The organism is Streptomyces sp. NPDC091289 (genome assembly GCF_044757365.1).
Taxonomy (GTDB): domain Bacteria; phylum Actinomycetota; class Actinomycetes; order Streptomycetales; family Streptomycetaceae; genus Streptomyces.
Genome location: NZ_JBIVUT010000016.1, coordinates 181,040 through 206,306, shown reverse-complemented (window position 1 = coordinate 206,306; position 25,267 = coordinate 181,040). Strand labels below are relative to the sequence as shown.

The window sequence follows — 25,267 nt, the reverse complement described above, 5'->3', positions numbered from 1 at the left end:
ACGTACCATGTGCGCAGTTCGCGGGTCCACCTCGCGGCGTTACGGAAACATCTCGCACGGAGGCACGAGTGACCAGCGCGCAGCAGCCCGTCCCCGCCCGGCCCACCAGCCGCGACGTGGCCCGCGCGGCGGGCGTCTCCCAGGCGACGGTCTCCCTGGTGCTCGGCGAGAAGTGGCCCGGCAGGGTGTCGGAGGCCACCGCCCAGCGGGTCCGGGACACCGCGGCGGAGATCGGCTACCGGCCCAATCTGGCGGCCCGCAGTCTGCGGCTCGGCCGCACCAGGACCGCCTTGCTGGTGGTGCCCGCGCTCACCAACGAGTTCTTCGCCCGGGTGTACGCCGGGGCGGCGGCGCTCGCCGCCGAGCACGACTTCGGCGTGGTGCTCTATCCCTCACCGGACGGCACGGGACCGGCCCGGGACCCGTTCGCCTCGGCCCGCGCGGCGCTCGACGGGGTCATCGCGTCCTCGATGGCCGCCGACGCGCTGGGGGCGTTGCACGGGGCGGATCTGCCGCTGGTGATGCTGGACAGCGATCCCTCGGGCACCGGGCCCGCCGCCCGGGTGAACCTCGACATCGCCGACGGGATGCGGCAGGTGACGGACCATCTGCTGGGGCTCGGCCACCGCCGTTTCCTGCATCTGGCGTCCGCTGTGGACACCTGGACGTTCGCGGTGCGGGCCGAGGCGCTGCACGACGCGTTGGGCGGCGTACCGGACGCGACGGTGCGTACCGTACGGGCCCCGCTGGACGTACGGGCGGGGCGCGAGGCCGCCGAACAGGCGTTGGCGGTCACCGGCGACCGGCCCACCGCGATCGTCTGCGACGACGACATCCTGGCCGCCGGCGCCTGCAAGGCGGCCCGCAGGCTGGGGCTGCGGGTGCCGGACGAACTGTCGGTCACCGGATTCGACGACCTGGCGCTGGCCACCGCGCTGGAGCCGGAGCTGACCACGGTGCGGCTGCCGGCGGAGCAGGTCGGGGAGCGGGGCATGGAGGCGCTGCTCGCGGTGCTGGACGGCCGCCCCGTCGAGCCGGGCGGTCTGCCGGTGGAGCTCGTCGTACGCGGCTCCACGGCGCCGCCGCCCGCGGCCCGGGCATGACGGTGCCCCGGGCCGGGCCCGGGGCACCGCTCGCCTACTTCTCCGTCTCCTCCGTGGAGTCGGGGGTGCTGCTGCCGGAGCTGTCGGAGCTGTCGGTCGAGTCGTTGTCCTCGATGTCGGACGGGGCGTCCGTCGGCGTGCTGCCGGCGGCTTCCGTGTCCAGCAGCCGGGCCAGCTGACGGCCGACGATCCGCTTGAACTTGCGCTGCTGGGGGCGGGTGCGGTCCAGCACCGCGACCTCGAGGCGCTCCGCGGGGATCTCCCGCTCGCCGCCGCCCGGCTCCCGCGAGAGCGCCTGGACGGCCAGTTTGAGCGCCTCGGCGAGCGTCATGCCGTCGCGGTGGCGCTGATCCAGGAAGCTGCTGATCTGTTCGGCGTTGCCGCCGACCGCGACCGAGCCGTGCTCGTCCACGATCGAACCGTCGTGCGGCAGCCGGTAGATCTGGTCGCCCTCGGCCTCACTGCCGACCTCGGCGACCACCAGCTCCACCTCGTACGGCTTCTCGGCCGCACTGGAGAAGATGGTGCCGAGCGTCTGGGCGTAGACGTTGGCCAGCCCACGGGCCGTCACATCGTCCCGGTCGTAGGTGTATCCGCGCAGATCGGCGTAGCGCACGCCGCCGATGCGGAGGTTCTCGTACTCGTTGTACTTGCCGGCGGCCGCGAAGCCGATCCGGTCATAGATCTCGCTGAACTTGTGCAGGGCACGGGACGGGTTCTCGCCGACGAACACAATGCCGTCGGCGTACTGCAGCACAACGAGGCTGCGACCACGGGCGATGCCCTTGCGGGCGTATTCCGCCCGGTCGGCCATGGCCTGCTGGGGTGAGACATAGAACGGCGTCGACACCGGCTATCCGTCCCTTTCTGTCAGTGACGAGTGCGTCTGGGGAGGCTCGGGGTCCGGATCAGAGCAGCGCGGCGCGCGGGCCGTCGGGCTGCTCGAGTCGGCGTTCCAGGATGGAGCGCGCGATCTCGGCGGACTCCTGGTCGGTCAGCCTCCGGAAACCCTCGTCGGTGATGACGGTGACGATCGGGTAGATGCGGCGGGCCACGTCCGGGCCGCCGGTCGCCGAGTCGTCGTCCGCCGCGTCGTACAGCGCCTGCACGACCAGGGTGAGGGCCTGCTCCTCCGTCAGGTCCTCGCGGTAGAGCTTCTTCATGGCGTTACGGGCGAAGATCGACCCGGAGCCGGTGGCGGCGTAGCCGGTCTCCTCGGAGCGGCCGCCGGTGACGTCGTAGGAGAAGATGCGGCCCTTCTCGCGGTCGACGTCGTAACCCGCGAACAGGGGCACCACGGCGAGGCCCTGCATGGCCATCGCGAGGTTGCTGCGGATCATGGTGGAGAGGCGGTTGGCCTTGCCCTCCAGCGAGAGCTGGGCGCCCTCGACCTTCTCGAAGTGCTCCAGCTCCAGCTGGAACAGCTTGACCATCTCCACGGCCAGTCCGGCGGTGCCGGCGATGCCCACCGCGGAGTACTCGTCGGCCGGGAAGACCTTCTCGATGTCGCGCTGCGCGATCATGTTGCCCATGGTGGCGCGCCGGTCCCCGGCCAGGACCACGCCACCGGGGAAGGACGCCGAGACGATGGTCGTCCCGTGCGGCGCCTCGATGGCCCCCTGGAGCGGCGGCAGGCTCCGGTTGCCCGGGAGCATCTCGGGCGACTGGTCGGACAGGAAGTCCATGAACGAGGACGAACCCGGCGTCAGGAAGGCAGCTGGTAGACGCCCGGTGCTACGAGTGTTGGCTTCCACGCGTTTCCCTCCAGGTATGCGATGGCCCTGCGCAAGAAAGTCAGGATCATCCCCCAACTTGCCGATGGCCGAATTGCAGTTGAAGCACGTACGTATGCCACGGACCCTACCCGCCCGGCGGGAGTGATCCACATGTTCGGCGGGGTTATCCGCACCGATCCGGCAGCTCGCCGATCGGGCCCGGTCGGCGAGCGGGGTGACGGCGGACGCCGCCACCCCGCTCCCTACCAAACGTTCACACTGGCGAACTACTGCCCACCCTTTTGAACAAATGACCTCACGAAGTCCTCGGCGTTCTCTTCGAGGACGTCGTCGATCTCGTCCAGAACCGAGTCGACATCGTCGCTCAGCTTCTCCTGGCGTTCCGCGAGGTCCTCGGACGCCTGCGCGTCCTGCGCCTGCTCCTCGACCTCCTCGGTGGAACGCGTCGCCTTCTGCTGTCCGCCGCCGGTGTCCTTGGTCGCCATGTAGCTCACCCCGCTCGGTTCGAAGCAATCGAAGCTCTTGATCAGACCCTACCCACGGGGTCCGACATTTGGCCCGGTAGTTGTTCAACGTCCGGGCCTCGGGTGATTGATTCCCAGCCCGGAGGCCTTTCAGCCGCCCGACAGCGTCCGGACCAGCTCCTCCGCCGTACGGCAGCGGTCCAGGAGGTCCTTCACGTGTTCCTTCGTCCCGCGCAGCGGCTCCAGGGTGGGCACCCGCTGCAGGGAGTCGCGGTCCGGCAGGTCGAAGATCACCGAGTCCCAGGAGGCCGCCGCCACGTCGTCGGCGTACTGCTCCAGGCAGCGGCCCCGGAAGTAGGCCCTGGTGTCCTCCGGAGGCTTCGTACGGGCCCTGGTGACGTCGTCCTCGTCCAGGAGGCGCTTCATCTTCCCGCGGGCCGCCAGACGGTTGTAGAGGCCCTTGTCGGGCCGTACGTCCGCGTACTGGAGGTCCACGAGATGCAGCCGGGGGGCGTCCCAGTCCAGCGCATCGCGGCGGCGGTAGCCCTCCATGAGCTCCCGCTTGGCGATCCAGTCCAGCTCGCCCGACAGACTCATCGGATCCGTCTCCAGCCGGTTGAGGGTGTCCTCCCAGCGGGTCAGGATGTCCTTGGTCTGCTCGTCGGCGTCCGCGCCGTACCGCTCGTCGACGTACTTGCGGGCCAGCTCGAAGTACTCCATCTGCAGCTGGACCGCGGTGAGTGTCCGGCCGCTGCGGAGCGTGATCAGCTGCCGCAGATCCGGGTCGTGGGAGACCTGGTGCAGGGTGCGCACGGGCTGGTCGACCGCGAGGTCGACGTTGATGAAGGCGTCCTCGATCATGGACAGCACCAGGGACGTGGTGCCGAGCTTGAGATAGGTGGAGATCTCCGAGAGGTTGGCATCGCCGATGATCACATGGAGCCGGCGGTACTTCTCGGCGTCGGAGTGGGGCTCGTCCCGGGTGTTGATGATGGGGCGCTTGAGCGTGGTCTCCAGGCCGACCTCGACCTCGAAGTAGTCGGCGCGCTGGCTGATCTGGAAGCCGTGCTCGTGTCCGTCCTGGCCGATGCCGACCCGGCCGGCGCCCGTGACGACCTGGCGCGAGACGAAGAACGGCGTCAGATGACGCACGATGTCCGAGAACGGCGTCTCCCGCTGCATGAGGTAGTTCTCGTGCGTGCCGTAGGAGGCGCCCTTGTTGTCGGTGTTGTTCTTGTAGAGGTGGATCGGCTGGGCGCCGGGGATGGCGGCCGCCCGCTCGGCGGCCTCCGCCATGATCCGCTCGCCTGCCTTGTCCCAGAGCACCGCGTCGAGCGGATTGGTGATCTCCGGGGAGCTGTATTCGGGGTGCGCGTGGTCGACGTAGAGCCGGGCACCGTTGGTGAGGATGACATTGGCCAGGCCGATGTCCTCGTCGGTGAGCTGGCTGGAGTCGGCGGTTTCACGGGCGAGGTCGAAGCCTCGCGCGTCACGCAGCGGGTTCTCCTCCTCGAAGTCCCAGCGGGCGCGTCGCGCCCGGTGCATCGCCGCCGCGTAGGCGTTCACGATCTGGGACGAGGTGAGCATGGCATTGGCGTTGGGGTGGCCGGGGACGGAGATCCCGTACTCCGTCTCGATGCCCATTACTCGCCGTACGGTCATGCGGCCCTCCTTGCCCGGCGTCGGTCCCGTCCGGGAGCGACGCTCAAGTACCGCTGCTGTGTCCGGTGCGTGTGCGGTGCCCGTCACCGCACTGCGCGACTCGGCGGTACCGCAGAGCCTAGAGCGCCTCTGCGCCGGTGGGGAGCTCCATTACGACATTGCTCCGGCATGGCCGGAACAGGGGAATGCAACCGGCTGCGGAGGCCCCTGAGGACTTCCGCAGCCGGGTCCGCGTATTACAGGTACTGGCCGGTATTGGCCACCGTATCGATGGAGCGTCCGGTGTCCGCGCCCTGCTTTCCGGTGACGAGTGTGCGGATGAAGACGATCCGCTCACCCTTCTTGCCGGAAATCCTGGCCCAGTCGTCCGGGTTGGTGGTGTTCGGCAGGTCCTCGTTCTCCTTGAACTCGTCCACGCAGGCCTGCAGGAGATGAGCGACCCGCAGTCCCTTCTGGCCCTGTTCCAGGAATGCCTTGATGGCCATTTTCTTTGCCCGGTCGACGATGTTCTGAATCATCGCGCCGGAGTTGAAGTCCTTGAAGTACAGGACTTCCTTGTCGCCGTTGGCGTACGTGACCTCGAGGAAGCGGTTCTCCTCGGACTCCGTGTACATCCGCTCCACGACGGACTGGATCATGGCGTGGGCGGCAGCCGGCCGGGAGCCGGTGTGCTCGGCCAGATCGTCCGCGTGCAGCGGAAGCCCCGGGGTCAGGTACTTCGCGAAGATGTCCTTCGCCGCCTCGGCGTCCGGACGCTCGATCTTGATCTTCACATCGAGACGGCCGGGGCGCAGGATGGCGGGGTCGATCATGTCTTCGCGGTTGGAGGCGCCGATGACGATGACGTTCTCCAGGCCTTCCACCCCGTCGATCTCGGCGAGCAGCTGCGGGACGATGGTGTTCTCCACGTCCGAGCTGACGCCGCTGCCGCGGGTGCGGAAGAGGGACTCCATCTCGTCGAAGAAGACGATGACGGGGGTACCCTCGCTCGCCTTCTCCCTCGCACGCTGGAAGACCAGGCGGATGTGCCGCTCGGTCTCGCCGACGTACTTGTTGAGGAGCTCGGGGCCCTTGATATTGAGGAAGTAGCTCTTCCCCGTGGGCTGCCCGGTGACCTCGGCGACCTTCTTGGCGAGCGAATTGGCGACGGCCTTGGCGATGAGCGTCTTGCCGCAGCCGGGCGGACCGTAGAGCAGGATGCCCTTCGGCGGCCGCAGCTCGTGCTCCTTGAAGAGGTCGGGGTGCAGATACGGAAGCTCGACCGCGTCGCGGATCAGCTCGATCTGGTCTCCCAGGCCGCCGATCTTGTCGTAGTCGATGTCCGGGACCTCTTCGAGGACGAGCTCCTCGACCTCGCTCTTGGGGACCACCTCGTAGACGTACCCGGACCTGGAGTCCAGGAGCAGGGCGTCGCCGGCGCGGATGGTGATGTCCAGCAGTGGCTCGGCCAGCCGCACCACCCTCTCCTCATCGGTGTGCCCGACCACCAGGGCGCGCTCGCCGTCCTCGAGGATCTCCTTGAGGGTGACGATGTCCCCGGCCCGCTCGTACTCCATGGCCTCGACCACGTTGAGCGCTTCGTTGAGCATGACCTCCTGGCCACGCCGTAGATCCTCGAGCTCGACACTGGGACTGACGTTCACCCGGAGCTTGCGGCCCCCGGTGAAGATGTCGCAGGTGCCGTCCTCGTTGGCCTGCAGGAAGACGCCGAAGCCGGCCGGCGGCTGTGCGAGCCGGTCGACCTCCTCCTTGAGGGCCACGATCTGGTCACGCGCCTCACGGAGCGTGTTGGCGAGCCGCTCGTTCTGTGCGGACACGCCTGCCAGGTTCGTCTGCAACTCGACGATCCGCTCTTCGAGAATCCTCGTATGACGCGGAGAGTCGGCGAGCTTACGTCGCAGGACGGCGATTTCCTGCTCGAGATAGGCAACCTGGCCGGCTGGGTCCTCTGACCCTCGCGCGGGCCGGATGCCGCGGTTGATGTCGTCGTCGTGGGCTGCCACGGTCCTCACCTCCTCCATGGGGAGCTGGACGCTTCCTGACCCTACCTGGGTGGGTGATGATTGAAACCCCTAGATCACAAAGACTGCGGGGTGTGTCCGATCTTCACCCTTGCGCTCTCCCTCACGTCAAGGGAATACCCACCCTGCGGCACCGGAAAGCCGCCGGTTGTATCGTCGAACTGTTCAACACCCGTCAGGGCTGGCTCCAATTGGTTCAGATACGCAGGAACGGCAGGACACATGACCGTGCAGCAGGACTCGCCGGGCGACAGTGACACGCAGGACCTGGAGGTCTGGATCGACCAGGACCTCTGTACGGGCGACGGCATCTGTGTGCAGTACGCCCCCGATGTCTTCGAGCTGGACATCGACGGCCTGGCGTATGTGAAGAGCGGCGACGACGAGCTCCTGCAGAACCCGGGGGCGACCACTCCGGTGCCGCTGCCGCTCCTCCAGGACGTCGTGGATTCGGCCAAGGAGTGCCCCGGGGACTGCATCCACGTGCGCCGCGTCAAGGACAACGTCGAGGTGTACGGGCCGGACGCCGACTAGCCGGCCGGGGCCACCGCCGCCCGGACATCCCCGGGGCTGCGCAGGCGGCGCTCAGACGCTTCGGGCGAGGTCCCCCGAGGTGCGGACGAAGGACTGTCCCTTCCACCGCCAGGAGGCCTGTTCCTCCTGGTCGGGGCAGCAGCGGGGGACGTCGAGCGAGGAGTAGCCGAGCAGGGTCGCCGAGACCACGCCGTCGCGTACGGCGAAGTCCCCGACCGATTTCTTGTCAGCGGGGTCCACCAGGGTCGCCACGACCCGGGGTGCGGCCCCGCTCGCCTGTGTCAGGACGTAGATGCCGCCCGGCGGGGTCCCCGATCCGGCGGCGCAGTGCACCACGGCGACGGTTTCCGGCCGCCCGTCGCCGTCGAGGTCCCCGGGGGCCTGTTTCGCGACGGTCGTCCCGGCGTCGCCGCACTCCAGCGGGAAGTCCACGCCGGCCGGGTCCGGGGCGGGCGCGGGAGCGCCGTGCTGCGTGGTGGTCCGCTGCTCGGGGGCCGTGGCGGTCGCGGTGGCCGTACGGGGCTGGAGCAGCCCGGCCAGCGCGACGACTCCCGCCATCGCCGCGGCCGTGGCGAGCCAGTGCACCGGCCTGGCGGCGGTGTGGGCGAGATCCGGGAGCGCGGGGGTCTGCACGCGGTATGTCTCCTGATGGTTCCTGGAAGCCCGGTGAGGGGGTGGGGAACACCCCTGAGGGGTGGCCAGCATCGTGCCACACCTCACACCGGGGCGGAACGGCGGGGTGTCGACGAAAAGGGGTCTCAACGAAAAGGCGCCGCCGTGCAGTTCCCCGGTCGGTCGGGGAACTGCACGGCGGCGCCGGTTCGTTGGGCGGGTCAGCCGCGGTCGGCGGCGGAGCCTCCGCGGCTCTGGCTGCCCGGTCCGTCGTAGTCCTCGCCGTAGGCGCCCTTGGACGGGCGGCGGCGGCGCAGCGGCGGCTCGACGCCGTCCGCGAGGCGGCGGGCGGTGACCAGGAAGCCGGTGTGGCCGATCATCCGGTGGTCGGGGCGGACGGCGAGGCCCTCCACGTGCCAGTTGCGGATCATCGACTCCCAGGGCTGCGGTTCGGCGAAGCAGCCGATCTCGCGGATGGACTCGACGGTGCGCGAGAGCTGGGTGGTGGTGGCGACGTAGGCGCAGAGGATGCCGCCGGGCACCAGGGCCTTGGAGACGGCCTCCAGGCACTCCCAGGGGGCGAGCATGTCCAGCACGACGCGGTCGACGTCGGTGTCGGAGAGGTTGTCCTGGAGGTCGCCGACGGTCAGCTGCCAGGCGGGGTGCGGCGAGCCGAAGTAGCGCTCGACGTTCTGCTGGGCGATCTCGGCGAAGTCCTCGCGGCGCTCGTAGGAGTGCAGCATGCCCTGCTCACCGATGGCGCGCAGCAGGAAGGTGGAGAGCGAACCGGATCCGACCCCGGCCTCCACGACGCGGGCGCCGGGGAAGATGTCGGCGAAGGCCAGGATCTGCCCCGCGTCCTTGGGGTAGACCACGGCGGCGCCGCGGGGCATGGACAGGACGTAGTCGGGGAGCAGGGGGCGCAGCGCGAGATAGGCGACGTTTCCCGTGGTGCGGACAACACTGCCCTCGGGAGCACCGATCAGCTCGTCGTGCGGGAAAGAACCCTTGTGGGTGTGGAAGTTCTTTCCGGCTTCGAGCGTGAAGGTGTAGTGGCGGCCCTTGGGGTCGGTGAGCTGTACCTGGTCCCCGACCTTGAAGGGCCCACGTCGGCGGGCGGCACCGGTCGGTTCAGACATGTGACCAGCCTACCGGTGATTCCCGGGCCGCCGACCGCCCGGGCCGCGGTGGTCGACGGCCCGGGACGGCCGTCAGGCCTCGGGGCGGGCCATGGCCTTGACGAAGGCGCGCTCCACGTCGGCGGTGGAGAGGACCCCGTAGATCTGGCCGGTCTCCTCGACGACGAGGTATTCGGTGGCGGGGGTGGCCTTGAGCCGGTCCAGGAGGGCTTCGCCGGCCAGTTCCGCGGGGACCTTCATGCCGTCGGTGAGGTCCTGGGCGAGGCCGCTGACGGCGACCCAGGGGCGGCGGTGTTCGGGGACGCCGACGATGGCGGCCTCGCGGACGACGCCCTTGGGGTTGCCCTGTCCGTCGACGACGACCAGGGCGCGGGCGCCCGCCTCGTTGGCCCGGCGCAGCGCTTCGGAGAGCGGGGTGGCGGACTCGACGGGGACGGCGCGGCGGGTCAGGGTGCGGGCCCTCAGGTCGGGCAGGTGCTCGCGGAGGCGGGCCATGCGCAGGCTGTTCCCGGCGCCGGTCCAGATGATGCCGGCGAGGATCGCGGCGAGCAGCGCGTCCATGACGGTCTCGACGCCGCCGATGTCCTGGGCGGAGCCGCCGAGCGCTCCGGTGTGGGTGAGCAGCGGCAGTCCGACGAGGACGACGACGGCGAGGCCGCGACCGACCCAGGCGGCGGCGATGGTGCCGCTCATGGGCTTGCCGGTGATCTTCCAGACGACGGCGCGGAGCATCCGGCCGCCGTCGAGCGGCAGACCGGGCAGCAGGTTGAAGGCGGCCACGATGAGGTTGGAGATCATCAGGCCCGCGAGCAGGACGCCGGGGACCGTGCCGGGCTCGACGAGCTGCATCGCGCCGTAGAAGACGCCGCCGAGGACCAGGGAGAGGAGCGGTCCGACGAAGGCGAGGACGAACTCGCGGCCGGGGGTCTCGCTCTCCTTCTCGATCTCCGAGACGCCGCCGAAGAACTGGAGCTGGATGCGGCGGACCGGGAGCTTGTAGCGCAGGGCGGCGACCGTGTGGGCCAGTTCGTGGACGAGCACGGAGGCGTAGAAGGCGATGGCGAAGAACAACGCGACGAGATAACGGGCGGCGCCGAGCTCGGGCAGCACGCGGTCGAGCTGGCCGCCGAACACCCAGGTGATCAGCGCGGCGACGACGAACCAGCTGGGGGCGACGTAGACGGGCACGCCGAAGGGCCGGCCCATGAGCAGCCCGCCGCCCGGTTCCGCGGGGCGTTTCGGCCGGCCGTTGTCGGGGTCCGTGCCGGGGGCCGTTCCCCCTGCGCCGGGCTGCGGCCGCCCGCTGTCGCCGCTCTCGTCCACGGGGTCCCTTCGGTTCGGTGAGTGGCCTTTGCCACGATCATGCAGTGTGCGAGGGTCTGCCGTCGATGGTATGCCGCTCGCTGTCAGTGGCGGGCCGTAGGGTCTGGAGACATGACTTCCGTGCCGCGGCCGCCTCAGCCGCCTTCGTCCCTGTCGCCGTCGCGGGCGAGCGATTTCATGCAGTGTCCCTTGCTCTACCGCTTCCGGGTCATCGACAAGCTGCCGGAGAAGCCCAGCGAGGCGGCTACCCGCGGCACGCTGGTCCATGCGGTGCTGGAGCGGCTCTTCGACGCCCCGGCGGCCGACCGTACGGCGCCGCGGGCGCGGGCGCTGATTCCCGGCCAGTGGGACCGGCTGCTGGAGTCGAAGCCGGAGCTGACCGAGCTGTTCGCCGGGGATGCCGGGGGCGAGCGCCTGACGCGCTGGCTGGGTGAGGCGGAGCGGCTGGTGGAGCGGTGGTTCTCGCTGGAGGACCCGACGCGTCTGGAGCCGGCGGAGCGCGAGCTGTTCGTCGAGACGGAGCTGGAGTCGGGGCTGCGGCTGCGCGGGGTGATCGACCGGGTGGACGTCGCGCCGAGCGGTGAGGTCCGGATCGTCGACTACAAGACGGGCAAGGCGCCGCGGCCGGAGTATTCCGAGGGGCCGCTGTTCCAGATGACGTTCTACGCGCTGGTGATCTGGCGGCTGAAGGGCGTCGTGCCGCGCCGCCTCCAGCTGGTCTATCTGGGCAGCGGGGACGTGCTGACGTACGACCCGGTGGTGGCGGACCTGGAGCGGGTGGAGCGCAAGCTGCTGGCGCTGTGGGACGCCATCGCGCTGGCGACGGAGTCCGGTGACTGGCGGCCCCGGCCGACGAAGCTGTGCGGCTGGTGCGACCACCAGGCGGTGTGTCCGGAATTCGGCGGGACTCCCCCGGTCTATCCGCTGTCGGTCCGCCCTGCGGGTTCGGGTGAGGATGGCCAAGGCAGAATGGGACCGGTCCAGGCCGAGGCCGGCCGAGCCGTGGCCCTTGAGGGCCCTTAAGGAGTTCCTGTGGCGATCCGCGTCCTTCTGGTCGATGACCAGCCTCTGCTGCGCACCGGTTTCCGGATGATTCTGGAGGCCGAAGGCGATCTGGCGGTGGTCGGTGAGGCCGGTGACGGTCTGCAGGCCATCGATCAGGTGCGGGCGCTGCAGCCCGATGTGGTGCTGATGGACATCCGGATGCCGCGGATGGACGGGGTGGAGGCGACCCGTCAGATCACCGGCCCCGGGAAGGACGGCCCGGCGAAGGTGCTGGTGCTGACCACCTTCGATCTCGACGAGTACGTGGTGGAGGCGCTGCGTGCGGGGGCGAGCGGCTTCCTGCTGAAGGACGCTCCGGCGGCGGAGCTGGTGCAGGCGATCCGGGTGGTGGCGGCGGGCGAGGCGATGCTCGCGCCGAGCATCACGCGCCGGCTGCTCGACAAGTACGCGGACCACCTGCCGTCCGGTGAGGATCCGGTGCCGGACGCCCTGCACACGCTGACGGACCGTGAGGTCGAGGTGCTGAAGCTGGTGGCGCGGGGGCTGTCCAACGCGGAGATCGCGGCGGATCTGTTCGTCAGCGAGACGACGGTCAAGACGCATGTGGGCCATGTGCTCACGAAGTTGGGCCTGCGCGACCGGGTGCAGGCCGCGGTGTACGCGTACGAGAGCGGGCTGGTGCGCCCCGGCGCGCAGTAGCGGCCCTGCCCGCCGCATACGACGAAGCCGTCCGGCCCGTCCCGTCCTGGTGGTTCAGGAGGGGCGGGCCGGACGGCTTTCCGGTCGGATCAGGCCCGATCAGGTCAGGTCCGGTCGGATCAGGTCTCAGACGCTGGGGCGGTTGAGCTCCCAGAGCTGGAGCTCGGAGGTGGAGCTGACGGAGCGCTCCACCCCGGCGATCCCGTCGCGGGAGGCGACGTACTGCTTGCCCTGCCAGATCGGGAGCACCGGCACATCGGTGGCGACGATGTCCTGGAGCTTCTCGTAGGTGGTGGCGGCGGCGGTGCGGTCGGCCTCGCGGCGGGACTGCGGGATGAGGACCTTCTGCGCCTCGCGCGAGCGGTAGGGCGAGTTGAGGAAGTTGTTCTCGTCCAGGAAGGGCGCGGTGTAGTTGTCCGGGTCCGGGAAGTCGGGGAACCAGCCCATGCCGTAGGCCGCGTAATCGCCGCGCTTCTGCTCGGGGCGGTACTTCGACCATTCCGTGCCCTTGACGGAGACGTCGAAGAGGCCGGAGCTGTTCAGCTGCTGCCGGATCGCCTTGAACTCCTCGGCGGTGGCCGCGCCGTAGTGGTCGTCGGTGTAGTGCAGGGTGAACTTCACCGGCGTCTTGATCCCGGCGTCGCGGAGGATGGCCGCGGCCTTGGCGGTGCTGGGCTCGCCGTACTTGTTGAAGAAGGCGTTGGTGTGCCCGGCGATGCTGGACGGGATCAGCGAGTAGAGCGGTTCGGCGGTGGTGCCGTACACCTTGCCCGCGATCTCGCCCCGGTCGATGATCTGCGCCATGGCCTGCCGGACGGACTTGTTGACCACGGGGTCCTTGGTGTTGAACCCGAGGTAGCTGATGGCCAGGCCGGGCATCTCGGTGAGCGCGACGCCCTCCTTCGGCTTCACGAGCATGTCGTGGGCCTGCTCGGGCGACATGGCCCGGGTCATCATGTGGATCTTCTTCTCGTCGAGCGCCTTGCCCATGGCCTCGGCGTCGGGGAAGAGGTCCATCTCGACCTTGTCGTTGAGCACCTTCAGCTCGCCCTTGTACGAGGGGTTCTTGGTGAAGGCGATCTTGACGACCCGGCCGTCCTCGACCTGCGGCTTCATGGTGTACGGGCCGGAGCCGTTCACCTGGAAGCCGGTGCGGGCCGCCTTGGCCGGGTACTCCGCCTTCGGGACGATGCCGGCGGCGGGGGTGGCGAGCTTGTACGGGAAGGTCGCGTCGGGCGTGTTCAGGTGGAAGATCACCTGGTCCTCGCCCTTGGTCTCGATCATGTCGATGTTGGCGAGCAGGCCGACCGGCCCGCTGTCCGAGTCGATGTCGATGACGCGCTGGATGGAGTGCTTCACGTCCTCGGCGGTGACGGGCGTCCCGTCGGCGAAGGTGAGGCCCGCCCGCAGGGTGCAGCGGTAGCTCTCGTTCGCGGTGTCGGTGAAGGCGCAGCTGCGGGCGGCCTCGGGCACCGGCTCGCCGCCGCCGTTGGGCACCGTGGTCAGGGTCTGCACGGTCTGCCGCAGGACGTTCCAGACGCCCGCTTCGTAGCCGATGGCCGGATCGAGCGGCGCGGGGTTCTCCTTGGAGGCCACGAGCTGGTCCGTGGTGCCGACGACGATGGCTCCCTTGCCACCGGCGCCGCTGTCCGTGCTGCCGCAGGCGGCCAGCACGGGGGCGAGCAGGCCGACGACGGCCGGCAGCACCAGGGTCTTGCGGTTCATCTGGACGTTCTCCCTCATCCCGGCAGGTGAGGAATCAAAGTTAGTAGCCGCCGGTGGCCCCTCCGACCGCCCGGAAGGCGGCTCACGCTCCCCCGGCGGCCGGAGGGGGCGACATACGAACACGATTACGGACAGCTCACCCGAACCCGGTGGACCACGGGAGGGTTTCGGGTGAGGAAGGTCACGCGTCCGCCCTCTTCACATATGCGCCTTGTGGCTGATCCTCGTCCATGGAACGTTGCCGGAACGCACACAGGCAGGAGCAGAAAATCCGCTGTTCGTCCACAACCGGACGCCGGGTTCCCTGGATCCTCGGTGGGTGTCAGCCCGTACCGCCCGCTCCGGTGATGAGCTTGCGCAGGAAGGCGAGGTCGACCTCTTCGAGGGAGCCGACGACCACGCGTCCGGCCGCGGGCGCGATGGGGGCGACGGACGGTACGGCGACGACCCGGCATCCGGCGGCCTCGGCGGCGGCCACACCGGTCGCGGTGTCCTCGATGACTGCGCAGCGCCAGGGGTCGGCGCCGAAGCCCGCGGCGGCGGTGAGGTAGGGCTCGGGGTGGGGCTTGGTGCGGGCGACCTCGTCCCCGGCGACCGTGAGCGCGAAGTGGTGGCGGCCCACCGATTCCAGCACCCGGTCGATGATCCGGCGGTGGGAGGCCGAGACGAGGGCGGTGGGCACCTCGTAGGCGGCCAGTTCGGCGAGCAGTCGCTCGGCCCCCGGCATCAGCGGCACGCCGCGCACGATGCGCTTCTCGAATCCGTCGTTGAGCAGCACGGTCAGCTCGTCCAGCCGGATGTCGGCGCCGGTGACGTCGATGAGGTAACCGGCGCTGCGGGTCATCGGACCGCCGACGACCACATCCCGCCAGGACTCGTCCAGCCGGTGCCCGAGGCCGGCGAAGACCTCCTTCTCGACGTCCCACCAGAAGCCCTCGGTATCGACCAGGGTTCCGTCCATGTCGAGAAGGACCGCCTGCAGGGCGGCGCCTTCGGCCGTGCGGGTCAAGGACGCGGGGACCGTACTGGTCATCCGGCACACCTTCCGTAAGGGACGAGAAGGCCGGCCGCCATTCCCGAAAGCGGGAGGGCGACCGGCCTGCACTGGACCGACCAGTGTACGACGTGTCCCGGCACGGCGCGCGAAGGGCGCGTGGCCGCGGGGCGAAGTCCGCCCTACCGGGCGTTGAAGTACTTCGCCTCGGGGTGGTGGATGACGATGGCGTCGGTGGACTGCTCCGGGTGGAGCTGGAACTCCTCGGAGAGGTGCACGCCGATCCGCTCCGGCTGCAGGAGATCGGCGATCTTCGCCCGGTCCTCCAGGTTCGGGCACGCCCCGTAACCGAGCGAGAACCGAGCGCCGCGGTACTTCAGCGCGAACATGTCCTCGACGTCCGCCGGGTCCTCCCCGCCGAAGCCGAGCTCACTGCGGACCCGGGCGTGCCAGTACTCGGCGAGCGCCTCGGCGAGCTGGACGGACAGGCCGTGCAGCTCCAGGTAGTCGCGGTAGGAGTTGGCGGCGAACAGCTCGGCGGTGGCTTCGCCGATCCGGGAGCCGACGGTGACGATCTGGAGGCCGATGACGTCCGTCTCGCCGGACTCCTCGGGACGGAAGAAGTCGGCGAGGCAGAGGCGGCGGCCGCGGCGCTGGCGCGGGAAGGTGAAGCGGGTGCGCTCGGAGCCGTCCTCGTGGAGGAGGACCAGGTCGTCGCCCTTGGAGACGCAGGGGAAGTAGCCGTAGACGACGGCGGCTTCCAGGAGGTTGTTGGACTGGAGGTGGTCGAGCCAGCCGCGCAGGTGCGGGCGTCCCTCGGTCTCCACCAGCTCCTCGTACGTCGGTCCGTCGCCGGTCCTGGCCTGCTTGAGGCCCCACTGGCCCTTGAACAGGGCGCCCTCGTCGAGCCAGGAGGCGTAGTCCTTGAGCGGGATGCCCTTGATGACGCGGGTGCCCCGGAACGGCGGCTCGGGGATGGGGTTGGTGGTGGAGACGTCCGAGCGCACCGAACCCTCGGGCTCCTCGACCTCCAGCACGGCGGTGTCGGTGGTCTTCTTCGGGACCCTGCGCTGCTTGAGCTCGGGCAGGACCGCGCCGGGCACACCGCGCTTGACGCCGATGAGCGCGTCCATGAGGCGCAGCCCCTCGAAGGCGTCGCGGGCGTAGCGGACCTCGCCCTCGTAGATCTCGTGCAGGTCCTGCTCGACGTAGGCCCTGGTCAGCGCGGCGCCGCCGAGGATGACGGGGAAGTCGGCGGCCATCTTGCGCTGGTTGAGCTCCTGGAGGTTCTCCTTCATGATCACGGTGGACTTCACCAGGAGACCCGACATGCCGATGACGTCGGCGCGGTGCTCCTCGGCGGCTTCCAGGATCGCGGAGACGGGCTGCTTGATGCCGAGGTTGACGACGTTGTAGCCGTTGTTGGAGAGGATGATGTCGACGAGGTTCTTGCCGATGTCGTGGACGTCGCCGCGGACGGTGGCGAGCACGATCGTGCCCTTGCCGTCGTCGTCGGTCTTCTCCATGTGCGGCTCCAGGTGGGCCACCGCGCTCTTCATGACCTCGGCGGACTGGAGGACGAACGGCAGCTGCATCTGGCCGGAGCCGAACAGCTCGCCGACCACCTTCATGCCTTCGAGCAGCGTGTTGTTGACGATGTCGAGGGCCGGGGTGCCCTGGAGAGCCTCGTCGAGGTCGGCCTCCAGTCCGTTCTTCTCGCCGTCGATGATGCGGCGCTGGAGGCGCTCGTCCAGCGGGAGGGCCATCAGCTCCTCGGCCTTGCCCGCCTTCATCGACTTCATGTTGACGCCCTCGAAGAGCTCCATGAGCTTCTGGAGGGGGTCGTAGCCTTCGGCGCGGCGGTCGTAGATCAGGTCGAGGGCGACCTTGACCTGCTCCTCCTCCAGCCGGGCGATCGGCAGGATCTTCGAGGCGTGCACGATTGCGGAGTCGAGGCCCGCCTTGACGCACTCGTCGAGGAAGACGGAGTTCAGCACGACGCGGGCGGCCGGGTTCAGGCCGAAGGAGATGTTGGAGAGGCCCAGTGTGGTCTGGACGTCCGGGTGGCGCTTCTTCAGCTCACGGATCGCCCCGATGGTGGCGATGCCGTCGCCGCGGGACTCCTCCTGGCCGGTGCAGATGGTGAAGGTCAGGGTGTCGATGAGGATGTCGGACTCGTGGATGCCCCAGTTGGTGGTGAGGTCCTCGATCAGCCGCTCGGCGATGGCGACCTTGTGCTCGATCGTGCGGGCCTGGCCCTCCTCGTCGATCGTCAGGGCGATCAGCGCGGCGCCGTGCTCGGAGGCCAGGGCGCTGACCTGCGCGAAGCGGGACTCGGGGCCGTCGCCGTCCTCGTAGTTCACCGAGTTCAGCACGGCCCGGCCGCCGAGCTTCTCCAGGCCGGCGCGCAGGACGGGCAGCTCGGTGGAGTCCAGCACGATCGGCAACGTGGACGCCGTCGCGAACCGACCGGCCAGCTCCGCCATGTCGGCGACGCCGTCGCGGCCCACGTAGTCGACGCAGAGGTCGAGCATGTGCGCGCCCTCACGGATCTGGTCGCGGGCCATCTCCACGCAGTCGTCCCAGCGGGCCTCCAGCATGGCCTCGCGGAACTTCTTGGAGCCGTTGGCGTTGGTGCGCTCGCCGATCGCCAGGTAGGCGGTGTCCTGGCGGAAGGGAATGGTCTGGTAGAGGGAGGCCGCGCCGGGCTCGGGACGGGGGTCCCGCTCGGTCGGCGTGAGGCCGCGGGCCCGCTCGACGACGGCCCGCAGGTGCTCGGGGGTCGTGCCGCAGCAGCCGCCGATGAGGGAGAGGCCGTAGTCCCGGACGAAGTTCTCCTGGGAGTCGGCGAGACCGTCGGGGCCGAGCGGGAAGTGCGCGCCGTCCTTGGTGAGGACGGGCAGACCGGCGTTGGGCATGCACATCAGGGGCGTACGGGAGTGGCGGGCGAGATAGCGCAGGTGCTCGCTCATCTCGTCCGGGCCGGTCGAGCAGTTCAGCCCGATCAGGTCGATGCCCAGCGGTTCCAGGGCGGTCAGCGCGGCGCCGATCTCGGAGCCCAGCAGCATGACGCCGGTCGTCTCGAAGGCGAGGGAGCAGATCAGGGGCACGTCGATGCCGAGGGCGTCCATCGCCCGGCGCGCGCCGATGATGCTGGACTTGGTCTGCAGCAGGTCCTGGGTGGTCTCGACGATCAGGGCGTCCGAGCCGCCCGCGAGGAGGCCCTCGGCGTTCTTCTGGTAGCCGTCGCGCAGGACGTCGTACGTGATGTGGCCCAGCGAGGGCAGCTTGGTGCCGGGGCCGATCGAGCCGAGGACCCAGCGCTGCCGGCCGTCCTTGGCGGCGAACTCGTCCGCGACCTCGCGGGCGATCCGGGCGCCCGACTCGGAGAGCTCGACGATCCGGTCGGCGATCTCGTACTCGTTGGCGGCGGAGTGGTTCGCGCCGAAGGTGTTGGTCTCGACGCAGTCGACACCGACCGCGAAATACTCCTCGTGGACCGAGCGCACGATGTCGGGCCGGGTGATGTTCAGGATCTCGTTGCAGCCTTCGAGGTTCTCGAAGTCCTCCAGCGTGGGGTCCTGTGCCTGGAGCATGGTGCCCATCGCCCCGTCGGCCACCACCACACGGGTGGCGAGTGCCTCTCGGAGCGCGTCTGCGCGGGTCCGGCTGTCGGCGGCGGATGTCGGCAACGAGGCCATGGATGATCTCCCAGGGATGCGACGGCTGTCGGCTTTGCGTCCTTCTTGGGGAAGGCGCACGTCGCCAGCGTAACCGGACGTCGACCGGCGCTGTCAGTACGTCCATGGGGCGGACTGCATGCTGTGCGGGGTGCGGGGCGTGCGGCGCGGTGGCGGAGACTTTCCCCCGGAGTCCGGCGAAGGTCGGCATCGACCGATAGTGTTCAGCATTGTCGAACCGAGGTGGAGGAGTACGGCGCGATGGCCAAGAACATCCAGTCGCTGGAGCGGGCGGCCGCGATGCTGCGTCTGCTGGCGGGCGGCGAGCGCCGGCTCGGGCTCTCCGACATCGCCTCCTCGCTGGGCCTGGCCAAGGGCACCGCGCACGGCATTCTGCGCACCCTCCAGCTGGAGGGCTTCGTCGAGCAGGACGCGGCGTCGGGGCGCTACCAGCTGGGCGCGGAGCTGCTGCGCCTGGGCAACAGCTATCTGGACGTCCACGAGCTGCGGGCGCGCGCCCTGGTCTGGACGGACGACCTGGCCCGCTCCAGCGGTGAGAGCGTCCACCTCGGAGTGCTGCACCAGCACGGCGTCCTGATCGTCCACCACGTCTTCCGGCCCGACGACAGCCGCCAGGTGCTGGAGGTCGGGGCCATGCAGCCGCTGCACTCCACGGCGCTGGGCAAGGTGCTCTCCGCGTACGACCCGGTGGCCCACAGCGAGGTCATGGAGGCGGAGCGCCGCTCCTTCACCGGGCGCACCGTCACCGCCGCCGACGAGTTCGAGGCGATGCTCGACCTGATCCGGGCCCAGGGCTGGGCCGCCGACGCCGAGGAGACCTGGGAGGGCGTGGCCGCCGTGGCCGCCCCGATCCACGACCGGCGCAGGATGCCGGTGGGCGCGGTGGCCGTGACGGGTGCGGTGGAGCGGGTGGCCCCGGGCGGCACGCTGCGCCCCGAGCTGATCGCGGCCGTACGGGACTGCGCCCGCGCGGTCTCCCGGGACCTGGGCGCCGGCCGCTTCTGACGGCCGGCGCGGCCCGCACGCCCCGTACCGGCGGCCGGGGCCCGGCAGGTCCGCGCCCGGTACGTCCGGACCGCGCGGTAACGATCGCGTCGCTCACCGAGTCGTGGGCCACAGAACCCTTGACGCTTCCTTCACTCGGGGGAAACACTGCCGTTCAACGGTCGGCATTGTCGAACGCCTAACGGCAATACGCGTTAGGGTGTGACAGTGCCAAGGGCCGGTCAAGCCCTTACAGGTGGGCTGCCCACGCTTCGTGGATACCCATCTGGGGCGCGGAACACCGGAGGGACCCGGTGATTCGCTCTCCCCTGGACGAAGGACAAAGGAGTCGCGGGTGTCCAGCTCCGACATTTTCATCGGCGAGACCATAGGTACCGCCATACTCATCCTGCTCGGCGGCGGTGTCTGTGCCGCCGTCACGCTGAAGAGCTCCAAGGCCCGGAACGCGGGCTGGCTGGCCATCACCTTCGGGTGGGGCTTCGCCGTGCTGACCGGCGCGTATCTCGCCGGCGGCGTATCGGGCGCCCACCTCAACCCCGCGGTCACGGTCGGCCTCGCCATCGAGGGCGGCACCGCGTGGGGCGATGTGCCCCTCTACCTCTTCTCGCAGCTGTGCGGCGCGATCATCGGCGCCCTGCTGGTCTTCGCGGTGTACTACGGGCAGTTCCACGCCCATCTCACCGACCCGGAGATCGTCGGCACCAAGTCCACCGACGAGGGCATGGTCGACCAGACCGCCGCCCCGAAGGCGGGCCCGGTGCTCGGGATCTTCTCCACCGGTCCGGAGATCCGCAACGGCGTGCAGAACGTCATCACCGAGGTCATCGCGACCACTGTGCTGGTCCTGGCGATCCTGACCCAGGGCCTCAACAACGAGGGCAACGGTCTCGGCGTGCTCGGCGCGCTGATCACCGCCCTGGTCGTCGTCAGCATCGGCCTCTCGCTCGGCGGCCCGACCGGCTACGCCATCAACCCGGTCCGCGACCTCGGTCCGCGCATCGTGCACTCCCTGCTGCCGCTGCCGAACAAGGGTGGTTCGGACTGGGGCTACGCGTGGGTACCCATCGTGGGTCCGCTCATCGGCGGCGCACTCGCCGGCGGGCTCTACAACGTCGCCTTCGCCTAGCCCGAGCCGCACCTCCACCACTTCACAGACTTCCGGGAGCACACCGTGACCGACGCACACACCACCGGCACCCACGGCACCGGGCCGTTCATCGCGGCCATCGACCAGGGCACCACCTCCAGCCGCTGCATCGTCTTCGACAAGGACGGCCGGATCGTCTCCGTCGACCAGAAGGAGCACGAGCAGATCTTCCCGAAGCCGGGCTGGGTCGAGCACGACGCGACCGAGATCTGGGAGAACGTCCAGGAGGTCGTCGCCGGGGCCATCGTCAAGGCCGGCATCACCTCCGCCGACGTCAAGGCGATCGGCATCACCAACCAGCGCGAGACCACGCTGATGTGGGACAAGAACACCGGTGAGCCGGTGCACAACGCGCTGGTCTGGCAGGACACCCGCACCGACGCGCTCTGCAAGGAGCTCGGCCGCAACGTGGGCCAGGACCGCTTCCGCCGCGAGACCGGGCTGCCGCTCGCCTCGTACTTCGCCGGGCCCAAGGTCCGCTGGCTGCTCGACAACGTCGAGGGGCTGCGCGAGCGCGCCGAGGCCGGCGACATCCTCTTCGGCACCATGGACTCCTGGGTCATCTGGAACCTCACCGGCGGCACCGACGGCGGTGTCCACGTCACCGACGTCACCAACGCCTCGCGCACCCTGCTGATGAACCTGCACACGATGGCGTGGGACGAGAAGATCCTCGCCTCCATCGGCATCCCGGCCGCGGTCCTCCCCGAGATCCGTTCCTCCGCCGAGGTCTACGGCCACGCCAAGGGCGGCATCCTCGACGGCATCCCGGTCGCCTCCGCGCTCGGCGACCAGCAGGCGGCTCTGTTCGGCCAGACCTGTTTCGCCGAGGGCGAGGCCAAGTCCACGTACGGCACCGGCACCTTCATGCTGATGAACACCGGCTCCACCCCGGTGAACTCGTACAACGGGCTGCTCACCACCGTCGGCTACCAGATCGGCGACAAGCCCCCGGTGTACGCGCTGGAGGGCTCCATCGCGGTCACCGGTTCGCTGGTGCAGTGGATGCGCGACCAGATGGGCCTGATCAAGTCGGCCGCCGAGATCGAGACGCTGGCCTCCTCGGTCGAGGACAACGGCGGCGCGTACTTCGTGCCCGCCTTCTCCGGTCTGTTCGCCCCCTACTGGCGTCCCGACGCCCGCGGTGTGATCACCGGTCTCACCCGTTACGTCACCAAGGCGCACATCGCCCGTGCCGTCCTGGAGGCCACCGCCTGGCAGACCCGCGAGATCAGCGACGCCATGACGAAGGACTCCGGCGTCGAGCTGGCCGCGCTCAAGGTCGACGGCGGCATGACGTCCAACAACCTGCTGATGCAGACGCTCGCCGACTTCCTGGACGCGCCCGTGGTGCGCCCCATGGTCGCCGAGACCACCTGCCTCGGCGCCGCCTACGCCGCCGGCCTGGCCGTCGGCTTCTGGCCGGACACCGACGCGCTGCGCGCCAACTGGCGCCGGGCCGCCGAGTGGACCCCCCGCATGGACGCGGACACCCGTGCCCGCGAGTACAAGAGCTGGCTCAAGGCCGTCGAACGGACCATGGGCTGGGTCGAGGACGAAGAAAGCTGACGAGGAGCATCACCATGACCACCCTGCAGAGCGTTCCCGCCCTCGGAACGCACCCGGCCTCCGGCTCGCTGCCGAGCCGCGCCGAGACCCGGGACCAGCTGTCCCGGGCCACGTACGACCTCCTGGTCATCGGCGGCGGCATCCTGGGCATCTCCACCGCCTGGCATGCCGCGCAGTCCGGGCTGCGGGTGGCACTGGTGGACGCCGGCGACTTCGCCGGCGCCACCTCCTCCGCCTCCTCCAAGCTCCTCCACGGCGGCCTGCGCTACCTCCAGACCGGTGCGGTCAAGCTCGTCGCGGAGAACCACTTCGAGCGCCGCGCGGTCTCCCGCGAGGTGGCCCCGCACCTGGCCAACCCGCTCACCTTCTACCTGCCGGTCTACAAGGGCGGCCCGCACGGCGCGGCCAAGCTCGGCGCGGGCGTCTTCGCCTACTCCGCGCTCTCCGCGTTCGGCGACGGCGTCGGCCATGTCATCTCCCCGGCCAAGGCGTCGCGCGACGTGCCCGAGCTGCGCACCGACAATCTGAAGGCCGTCGCGGTCTACGGCGACGACCAGATGAACGACGCCCGGATGGCGCTGATGACGGTCCGCGCGGCCACCGAGGCGGGCGCGGTCGTCCTGAACCACGCGGCCGTCACCGGGCTGCGCTTCACCCGGGGCCGGGTCACCGGCGCCGATCTGAAGGACAGCACGGACGGCACCGAGTTCGGCGTCACCGCCCGGCTCGTGCTCAACGCCACCGGCCCGTGGGTCGACCACCTGCGGAAGATGGAGGACCCGAACGCGGCCCCCTCCATCCGCCTCTCCAAGGGCGCGCACCTGGTCCTCAAGCGGACCCGGCCGTGGCGGGCGGCGCTGGCCACCCCGATCGACAAGTACCGCATCACGTTCGCCCTGCCGTGGGAGGACATGCTGCTCCTCGGCACGACGGACGAGGAGTACGAGGGTGACCCGGCGGACGTCTCGGTGACCGAGTCCGACACCGCGCAGATCCTCGACGAGGCGGCGTTCTCGATCAAGGACCAGCAGCTGTCGCGCGATCTGATCACGTACTCCTTCGCGGGTCTGCGGGTGCTGCCCGGCGGTCCCGGCGACACCTCCAAGGCCAAGCGCGAGACGGTCGTCACGGAGGGCCGCGGCGGGATGCTGTCGGTCGCCGGCGGCAAGTGGACGACCTTCCGCCACATCGGCCGCACCGTCATGAACAAGCTGGCCGCCCTGCCGGGGCACCCGCTGGCCGAGGACATGGAGCCGATGAACCGGCTGCCGAGGAAGCTGCCGCTGCCCGGTATCGCCAACCCGAACGCGGTCGCGCACCGGCTGCTGATCGACGGCGGCACGCCCGGCCCCCGGATGGCGCCGGACACCGCCCGGCACCTGGCCACGCACTACGGTTCGCTCGCCTTCGACATCGCCCGCCTGGCGAACGAGAGTCCGGAGCTGGCCGAGCGCGTCCACCCGGACGCCCCGGAGATCTGGGCCCAGGTCGCCTATGCCCGCGACCACGAGTGGGCCGAGACGGCGGACGACGTGCTGCGCCGCCGGACCACGCTGACGATCCGGGGCCTGGCGACGGACGACGTCCGCGACGGCGTCGAGAAGATGCTGGCCGACCGGGACTGACCACCCCCCACGGGTAGGGCGGACGGGGGCGGCTTCCTCGCGGGAGCCGCCCCCGTCGGCATGCGCGGGCCCCCGTCATCCGCGCCACACTCCCGCCATACGCGCGCAATGTGCCGCGAGCACAGTGGAGTTCATGAGATTCTCCGTGCTCTCCCTGATCGGCCACGACCCGCACCCGCTGACCGGTGACCTTCCCCCCGCCGCCGACCGGTTCGAGGAAGTGATCGATACCGCCGCGGTGGCGGAGCGGCTCGGCTTCGACGCGTACTCCGTCGGCGAACGGCACGCCGGGGCCTTCCTCTCCTCCAGCCCGAGCGTGGTACTGGGCGCGATCGCGGCCCGTACGCGCACCATCAGGCTGCTCACCGGGGTGACCGTCGTCGCGATCCTCGATCCGGTCCGGGTGGCGGAGGACTTCGCGACGCTCGACCAGATATCCCGGGGCCGTATCGAACTGGTCGTCGGAAAGGGCGCGGAGGCGGGCCACTTCGATCTGTTCGGGCTCGACGAGGAGCGGCAGTGGGACCTCCAGAAGGAGAAGTACGAGCTGCTGCGCCGGCTGTGGAGCGAGGAGGGCGTCGACTGGGAGGGCGAGTTCCGGCCGCCGCTGAAGAACGTGACGACGGTGCCACGCCCGTACGACGGGCCGCCGCGCGTCTGGCACGGTTCGGCGACCAGCCTCAACTCCCCCGAGCTGGCGGCCGAGCACGGCGATCCGCTGTTCACGGCGAACGCCATCCAGCCGCGTGAGGCGTACGCGAAGCTCATCGCGCACTACCGGGAGCGGTTCGAGGCGTACGGGCACGATCCGGCGGACGCCAAGGTGGCGGCGGGTTCGGGCGGGCTGCTCATCGCGGACAGTTCGCAGGCGGCCGTGGAGCGGTACAAGGAGCTGTACGAGGCGAAGGTGCGGCAGACCTTCAAGCCGCATCTCGCGGGCAAGGCCGGTTACAACACCCCGTTCCGCACGATCGAGGACGCGATCGAGGGCGGCCCGCAGCTGATCGGCAGTCCGCAGCAGATCATCGACAAGATCCTCGGCTGGCACGAGGTCTACCGCCACGACCTCCAGTCGATCACCGTGGACGGCTTCGGTCTCGGCCGGCCGGAGCAGTTGGAGACGCTCCAGCGGTTCGCGGAGGAGATCGCCCCGGTGGTGCGGCGTCAGGCGCCGTCCTCGCTCTGGGAGTGATCGAACAGTGT

The 25,267-nt window shown here is 69.9% G+C and carries 20 protein-coding genes and 1 pseudogene; 9 read left to right on the top strand and 12 right to left on the bottom strand.

What is annotated here, in order from left to right; all coding sequences use genetic code 11:
• The first annotated feature begins 68 nt into the window (after positions 1–68).
• Entirely contained in the window at positions 69–1,103 is a 1,035-nt protein-coding gene (locus ACIQPT_RS22730) for a LacI family DNA-binding transcriptional regulator (RefSeq protein ID WP_401157847.1), read from the top strand.
• A gap of 34 nt (positions 1,104–1,137) precedes the next feature.
• Here the strand turns inward: ACIQPT_RS22730 and prcA are convergent, their stop codons facing one another.
• The 6 genes and pseudogenes from prcA to arc form a co-directional block, all read right to left on the bottom strand.
• On the bottom strand, positions 1,138–1,953 hold the full coding sequence (gene prcA, locus ACIQPT_RS22725) for a proteasome subunit alpha (RefSeq protein ID WP_401157845.1): 816 nt from the start codon (positions 1,951–1,953) through the stop codon (positions 1,138–1,140).
• A 58-nt stretch (positions 1,954–2,011) separates the two neighbouring features.
• Positions 2,012–2,857, bottom strand: coding sequence for a proteasome subunit beta (gene prcB, locus ACIQPT_RS22720; protein WP_401157843.1), 846 nt, complete (start codon positions 2,855–2,857; stop codon positions 2,012–2,014).
• Positions 2,809–3,001, bottom strand: a pseudogene (locus ACIQPT_RS22715) (endonuclease domain-containing protein); the annotation flags it as partial. The gene prcB and the pseudogene ACIQPT_RS22715, both read right to left, overlap by 49 nt.
• Positions 3,002–3,105: 104 nt before the next feature.
• Positions 3,106–3,324, bottom strand: coding sequence for a ubiquitin-like protein Pup (locus ACIQPT_RS22710; RefSeq protein WP_003970166.1), 219 nt, complete (start codon positions 3,322–3,324; stop codon positions 3,106–3,108).
• 129 nt (positions 3,325–3,453) lie between these two features.
• Positions 3,454–4,965 carry a depupylase/deamidase Dop gene (gene dop, locus ACIQPT_RS22705; protein WP_164614706.1) on the bottom strand — a complete coding sequence of 504 codons (1,512 nt, stop codon included), beginning with the start codon at positions 4,963–4,965 and terminating at the stop codon, positions 3,454–3,456.
• A gap of 236 nt (positions 4,966–5,201) precedes the next feature.
• Positions 5,202–6,968 (bottom strand): proteasome ATPase, encoded by a 1,767-nt coding sequence (gene arc, locus ACIQPT_RS22700; protein ID WP_401157839.1) that lies wholly within the window; start codon positions 6,966–6,968, stop codon positions 5,202–5,204.
• A 240-nt stretch (positions 6,969–7,208) separates the two neighbouring features.
• Between arc and ACIQPT_RS22695 the strand changes: the two genes are divergently transcribed.
• Positions 7,209–7,520 carry a ferredoxin gene (locus ACIQPT_RS22695; RefSeq protein ID WP_401157837.1) on the top strand — a complete coding sequence of 104 codons (312 nt, stop codon included), beginning with the start codon at positions 7,209–7,211 and terminating at the stop codon, positions 7,518–7,520.
• A 51-nt stretch (positions 7,521–7,571) separates the two neighbouring features.
• Here the strand turns inward: ACIQPT_RS22695 and ACIQPT_RS22690 are convergent, their stop codons facing one another.
• The 3 genes from ACIQPT_RS22690 to ACIQPT_RS22680 form a co-directional block, all read right to left on the bottom strand.
• The gene (locus ACIQPT_RS22690; RefSeq protein ID WP_401157835.1) at positions 7,572–8,153 is read right to left on the bottom strand and encodes a hypothetical protein; all 582 of its coding nucleotides are present in this window, start codon (positions 8,151–8,153) and stop codon (positions 7,572–7,574) included.
• Between the two features lie 200 nt (positions 8,154–8,353).
• On the bottom strand, positions 8,354–9,271 hold the full coding sequence (locus ACIQPT_RS22685; RefSeq protein WP_015607518.1) for a tRNA (adenine-N1)-methyltransferase: 918 nt from the start codon (positions 9,269–9,271) through the stop codon (positions 8,354–8,356).
• A gap of 72 nt (positions 9,272–9,343) precedes the next feature.
• The gene (locus ACIQPT_RS22680) at positions 9,344–10,594 is read right to left on the bottom strand and encodes a site-2 protease family protein (protein WP_401157834.1); all 1,251 of its coding nucleotides are present in this window, start codon (positions 10,592–10,594) and stop codon (positions 9,344–9,346) included.
• Positions 10,595–10,771: 177 nt separating this feature from the next.
• Between ACIQPT_RS22680 and ACIQPT_RS22675 the strand changes: the two genes are divergently transcribed.
• Together ACIQPT_RS22675 and ACIQPT_RS22670 are read left to right on the top strand one after the other, a co-directional pair.
• Entirely contained in the window at positions 10,772–11,617 is an 846-nt protein-coding gene (locus tag ACIQPT_RS22675) for a RecB family exonuclease (RefSeq protein WP_401157832.1), read from the top strand.
• A 9-nt stretch (positions 11,618–11,626) separates the two neighbouring features.
• Positions 11,627–12,298 carry a response regulator transcription factor gene (locus ACIQPT_RS22670; RefSeq protein ID WP_003970158.1) on the top strand — a complete coding sequence of 224 codons (672 nt, stop codon included), beginning with the start codon at positions 11,627–11,629 and terminating at the stop codon, positions 12,296–12,298.
• Between the two features lie 126 nt (positions 12,299–12,424).
• On the opposite strand, the gene ACIQPT_RS22665 is transcribed toward ACIQPT_RS22670, so the two are convergent.
• The 3 genes from ACIQPT_RS22665 to metH form a co-directional block, all read right to left on the bottom strand.
• Positions 12,425–14,023 (bottom strand): ABC transporter substrate-binding protein, encoded by a 1,599-nt coding sequence (locus tag ACIQPT_RS22665; protein ID WP_401157830.1) that lies wholly within the window; start codon positions 14,021–14,023, stop codon positions 12,425–12,427.
• 322 nt (positions 14,024–14,345) lie between these two features.
• Positions 14,346–15,056, bottom strand: a complete 711-nt coding sequence (locus ACIQPT_RS22660; protein ID WP_401157828.1) for an HAD family hydrolase — start codon at positions 15,054–15,056, stop codon at positions 14,346–14,348.
• Positions 15,057–15,199: 143 nt separating this feature from the next.
• Positions 15,200–18,718 (bottom strand): methionine synthase, encoded by a 3,519-nt coding sequence (metH, locus tag ACIQPT_RS22655; protein ID WP_401157826.1) that lies wholly within the window; start codon positions 18,716–18,718, stop codon positions 15,200–15,202.
• A gap of 240 nt (positions 18,719–18,958) precedes the next feature.
• Here metH and ACIQPT_RS22650 point away from each other — a divergent pair, with 240 nt between their 5' ends.
• The 5 genes from ACIQPT_RS22650 (at position 18,959) to ACIQPT_RS22630 (ending at position 25,256) form a co-directional block, all read left to right on the top strand.
• Positions 18,959–19,723: an IclR family transcriptional regulator gene (locus tag ACIQPT_RS22650; protein WP_401157824.1), complete on the top strand. Its 765-nt coding sequence runs from the start codon at positions 18,959–18,961 to the stop codon at positions 19,721–19,723.
• 334 nt (positions 19,724–20,057) lie between these two features.
• Positions 20,058–20,849, top strand: a complete 792-nt coding sequence (locus ACIQPT_RS22645; protein WP_401157823.1) for an MIP/aquaporin family protein — start codon at positions 20,058–20,060, stop codon at positions 20,847–20,849.
• A gap of 45 nt (positions 20,850–20,894) precedes the next feature.
• Positions 20,895–22,439 carry a glycerol kinase GlpK gene (glpK, locus tag ACIQPT_RS22640; RefSeq protein ID WP_401157822.1) on the top strand — a complete coding sequence of 515 codons (1,545 nt, stop codon included), beginning with the start codon at positions 20,895–20,897 and terminating at the stop codon, positions 22,437–22,439.
• 14 nt (positions 22,440–22,453) lie between these two features.
• A complete protein-coding gene (locus ACIQPT_RS22635; protein ID WP_401157820.1) occupies positions 22,454–24,064 on the top strand; it encodes an FAD-dependent oxidoreductase in 1,611 nt (536 codons plus the stop codon).
• A 133-nt stretch (positions 24,065–24,197) separates the two neighbouring features.
• Positions 24,198–25,256: an LLM class flavin-dependent oxidoreductase gene (locus ACIQPT_RS22630; RefSeq protein WP_401157818.1), complete on the top strand. Its 1,059-nt coding sequence runs from the start codon at positions 24,198–24,200 to the stop codon at positions 25,254–25,256.
• Positions 25,257–25,267: the final 11 nt, after the last annotated feature.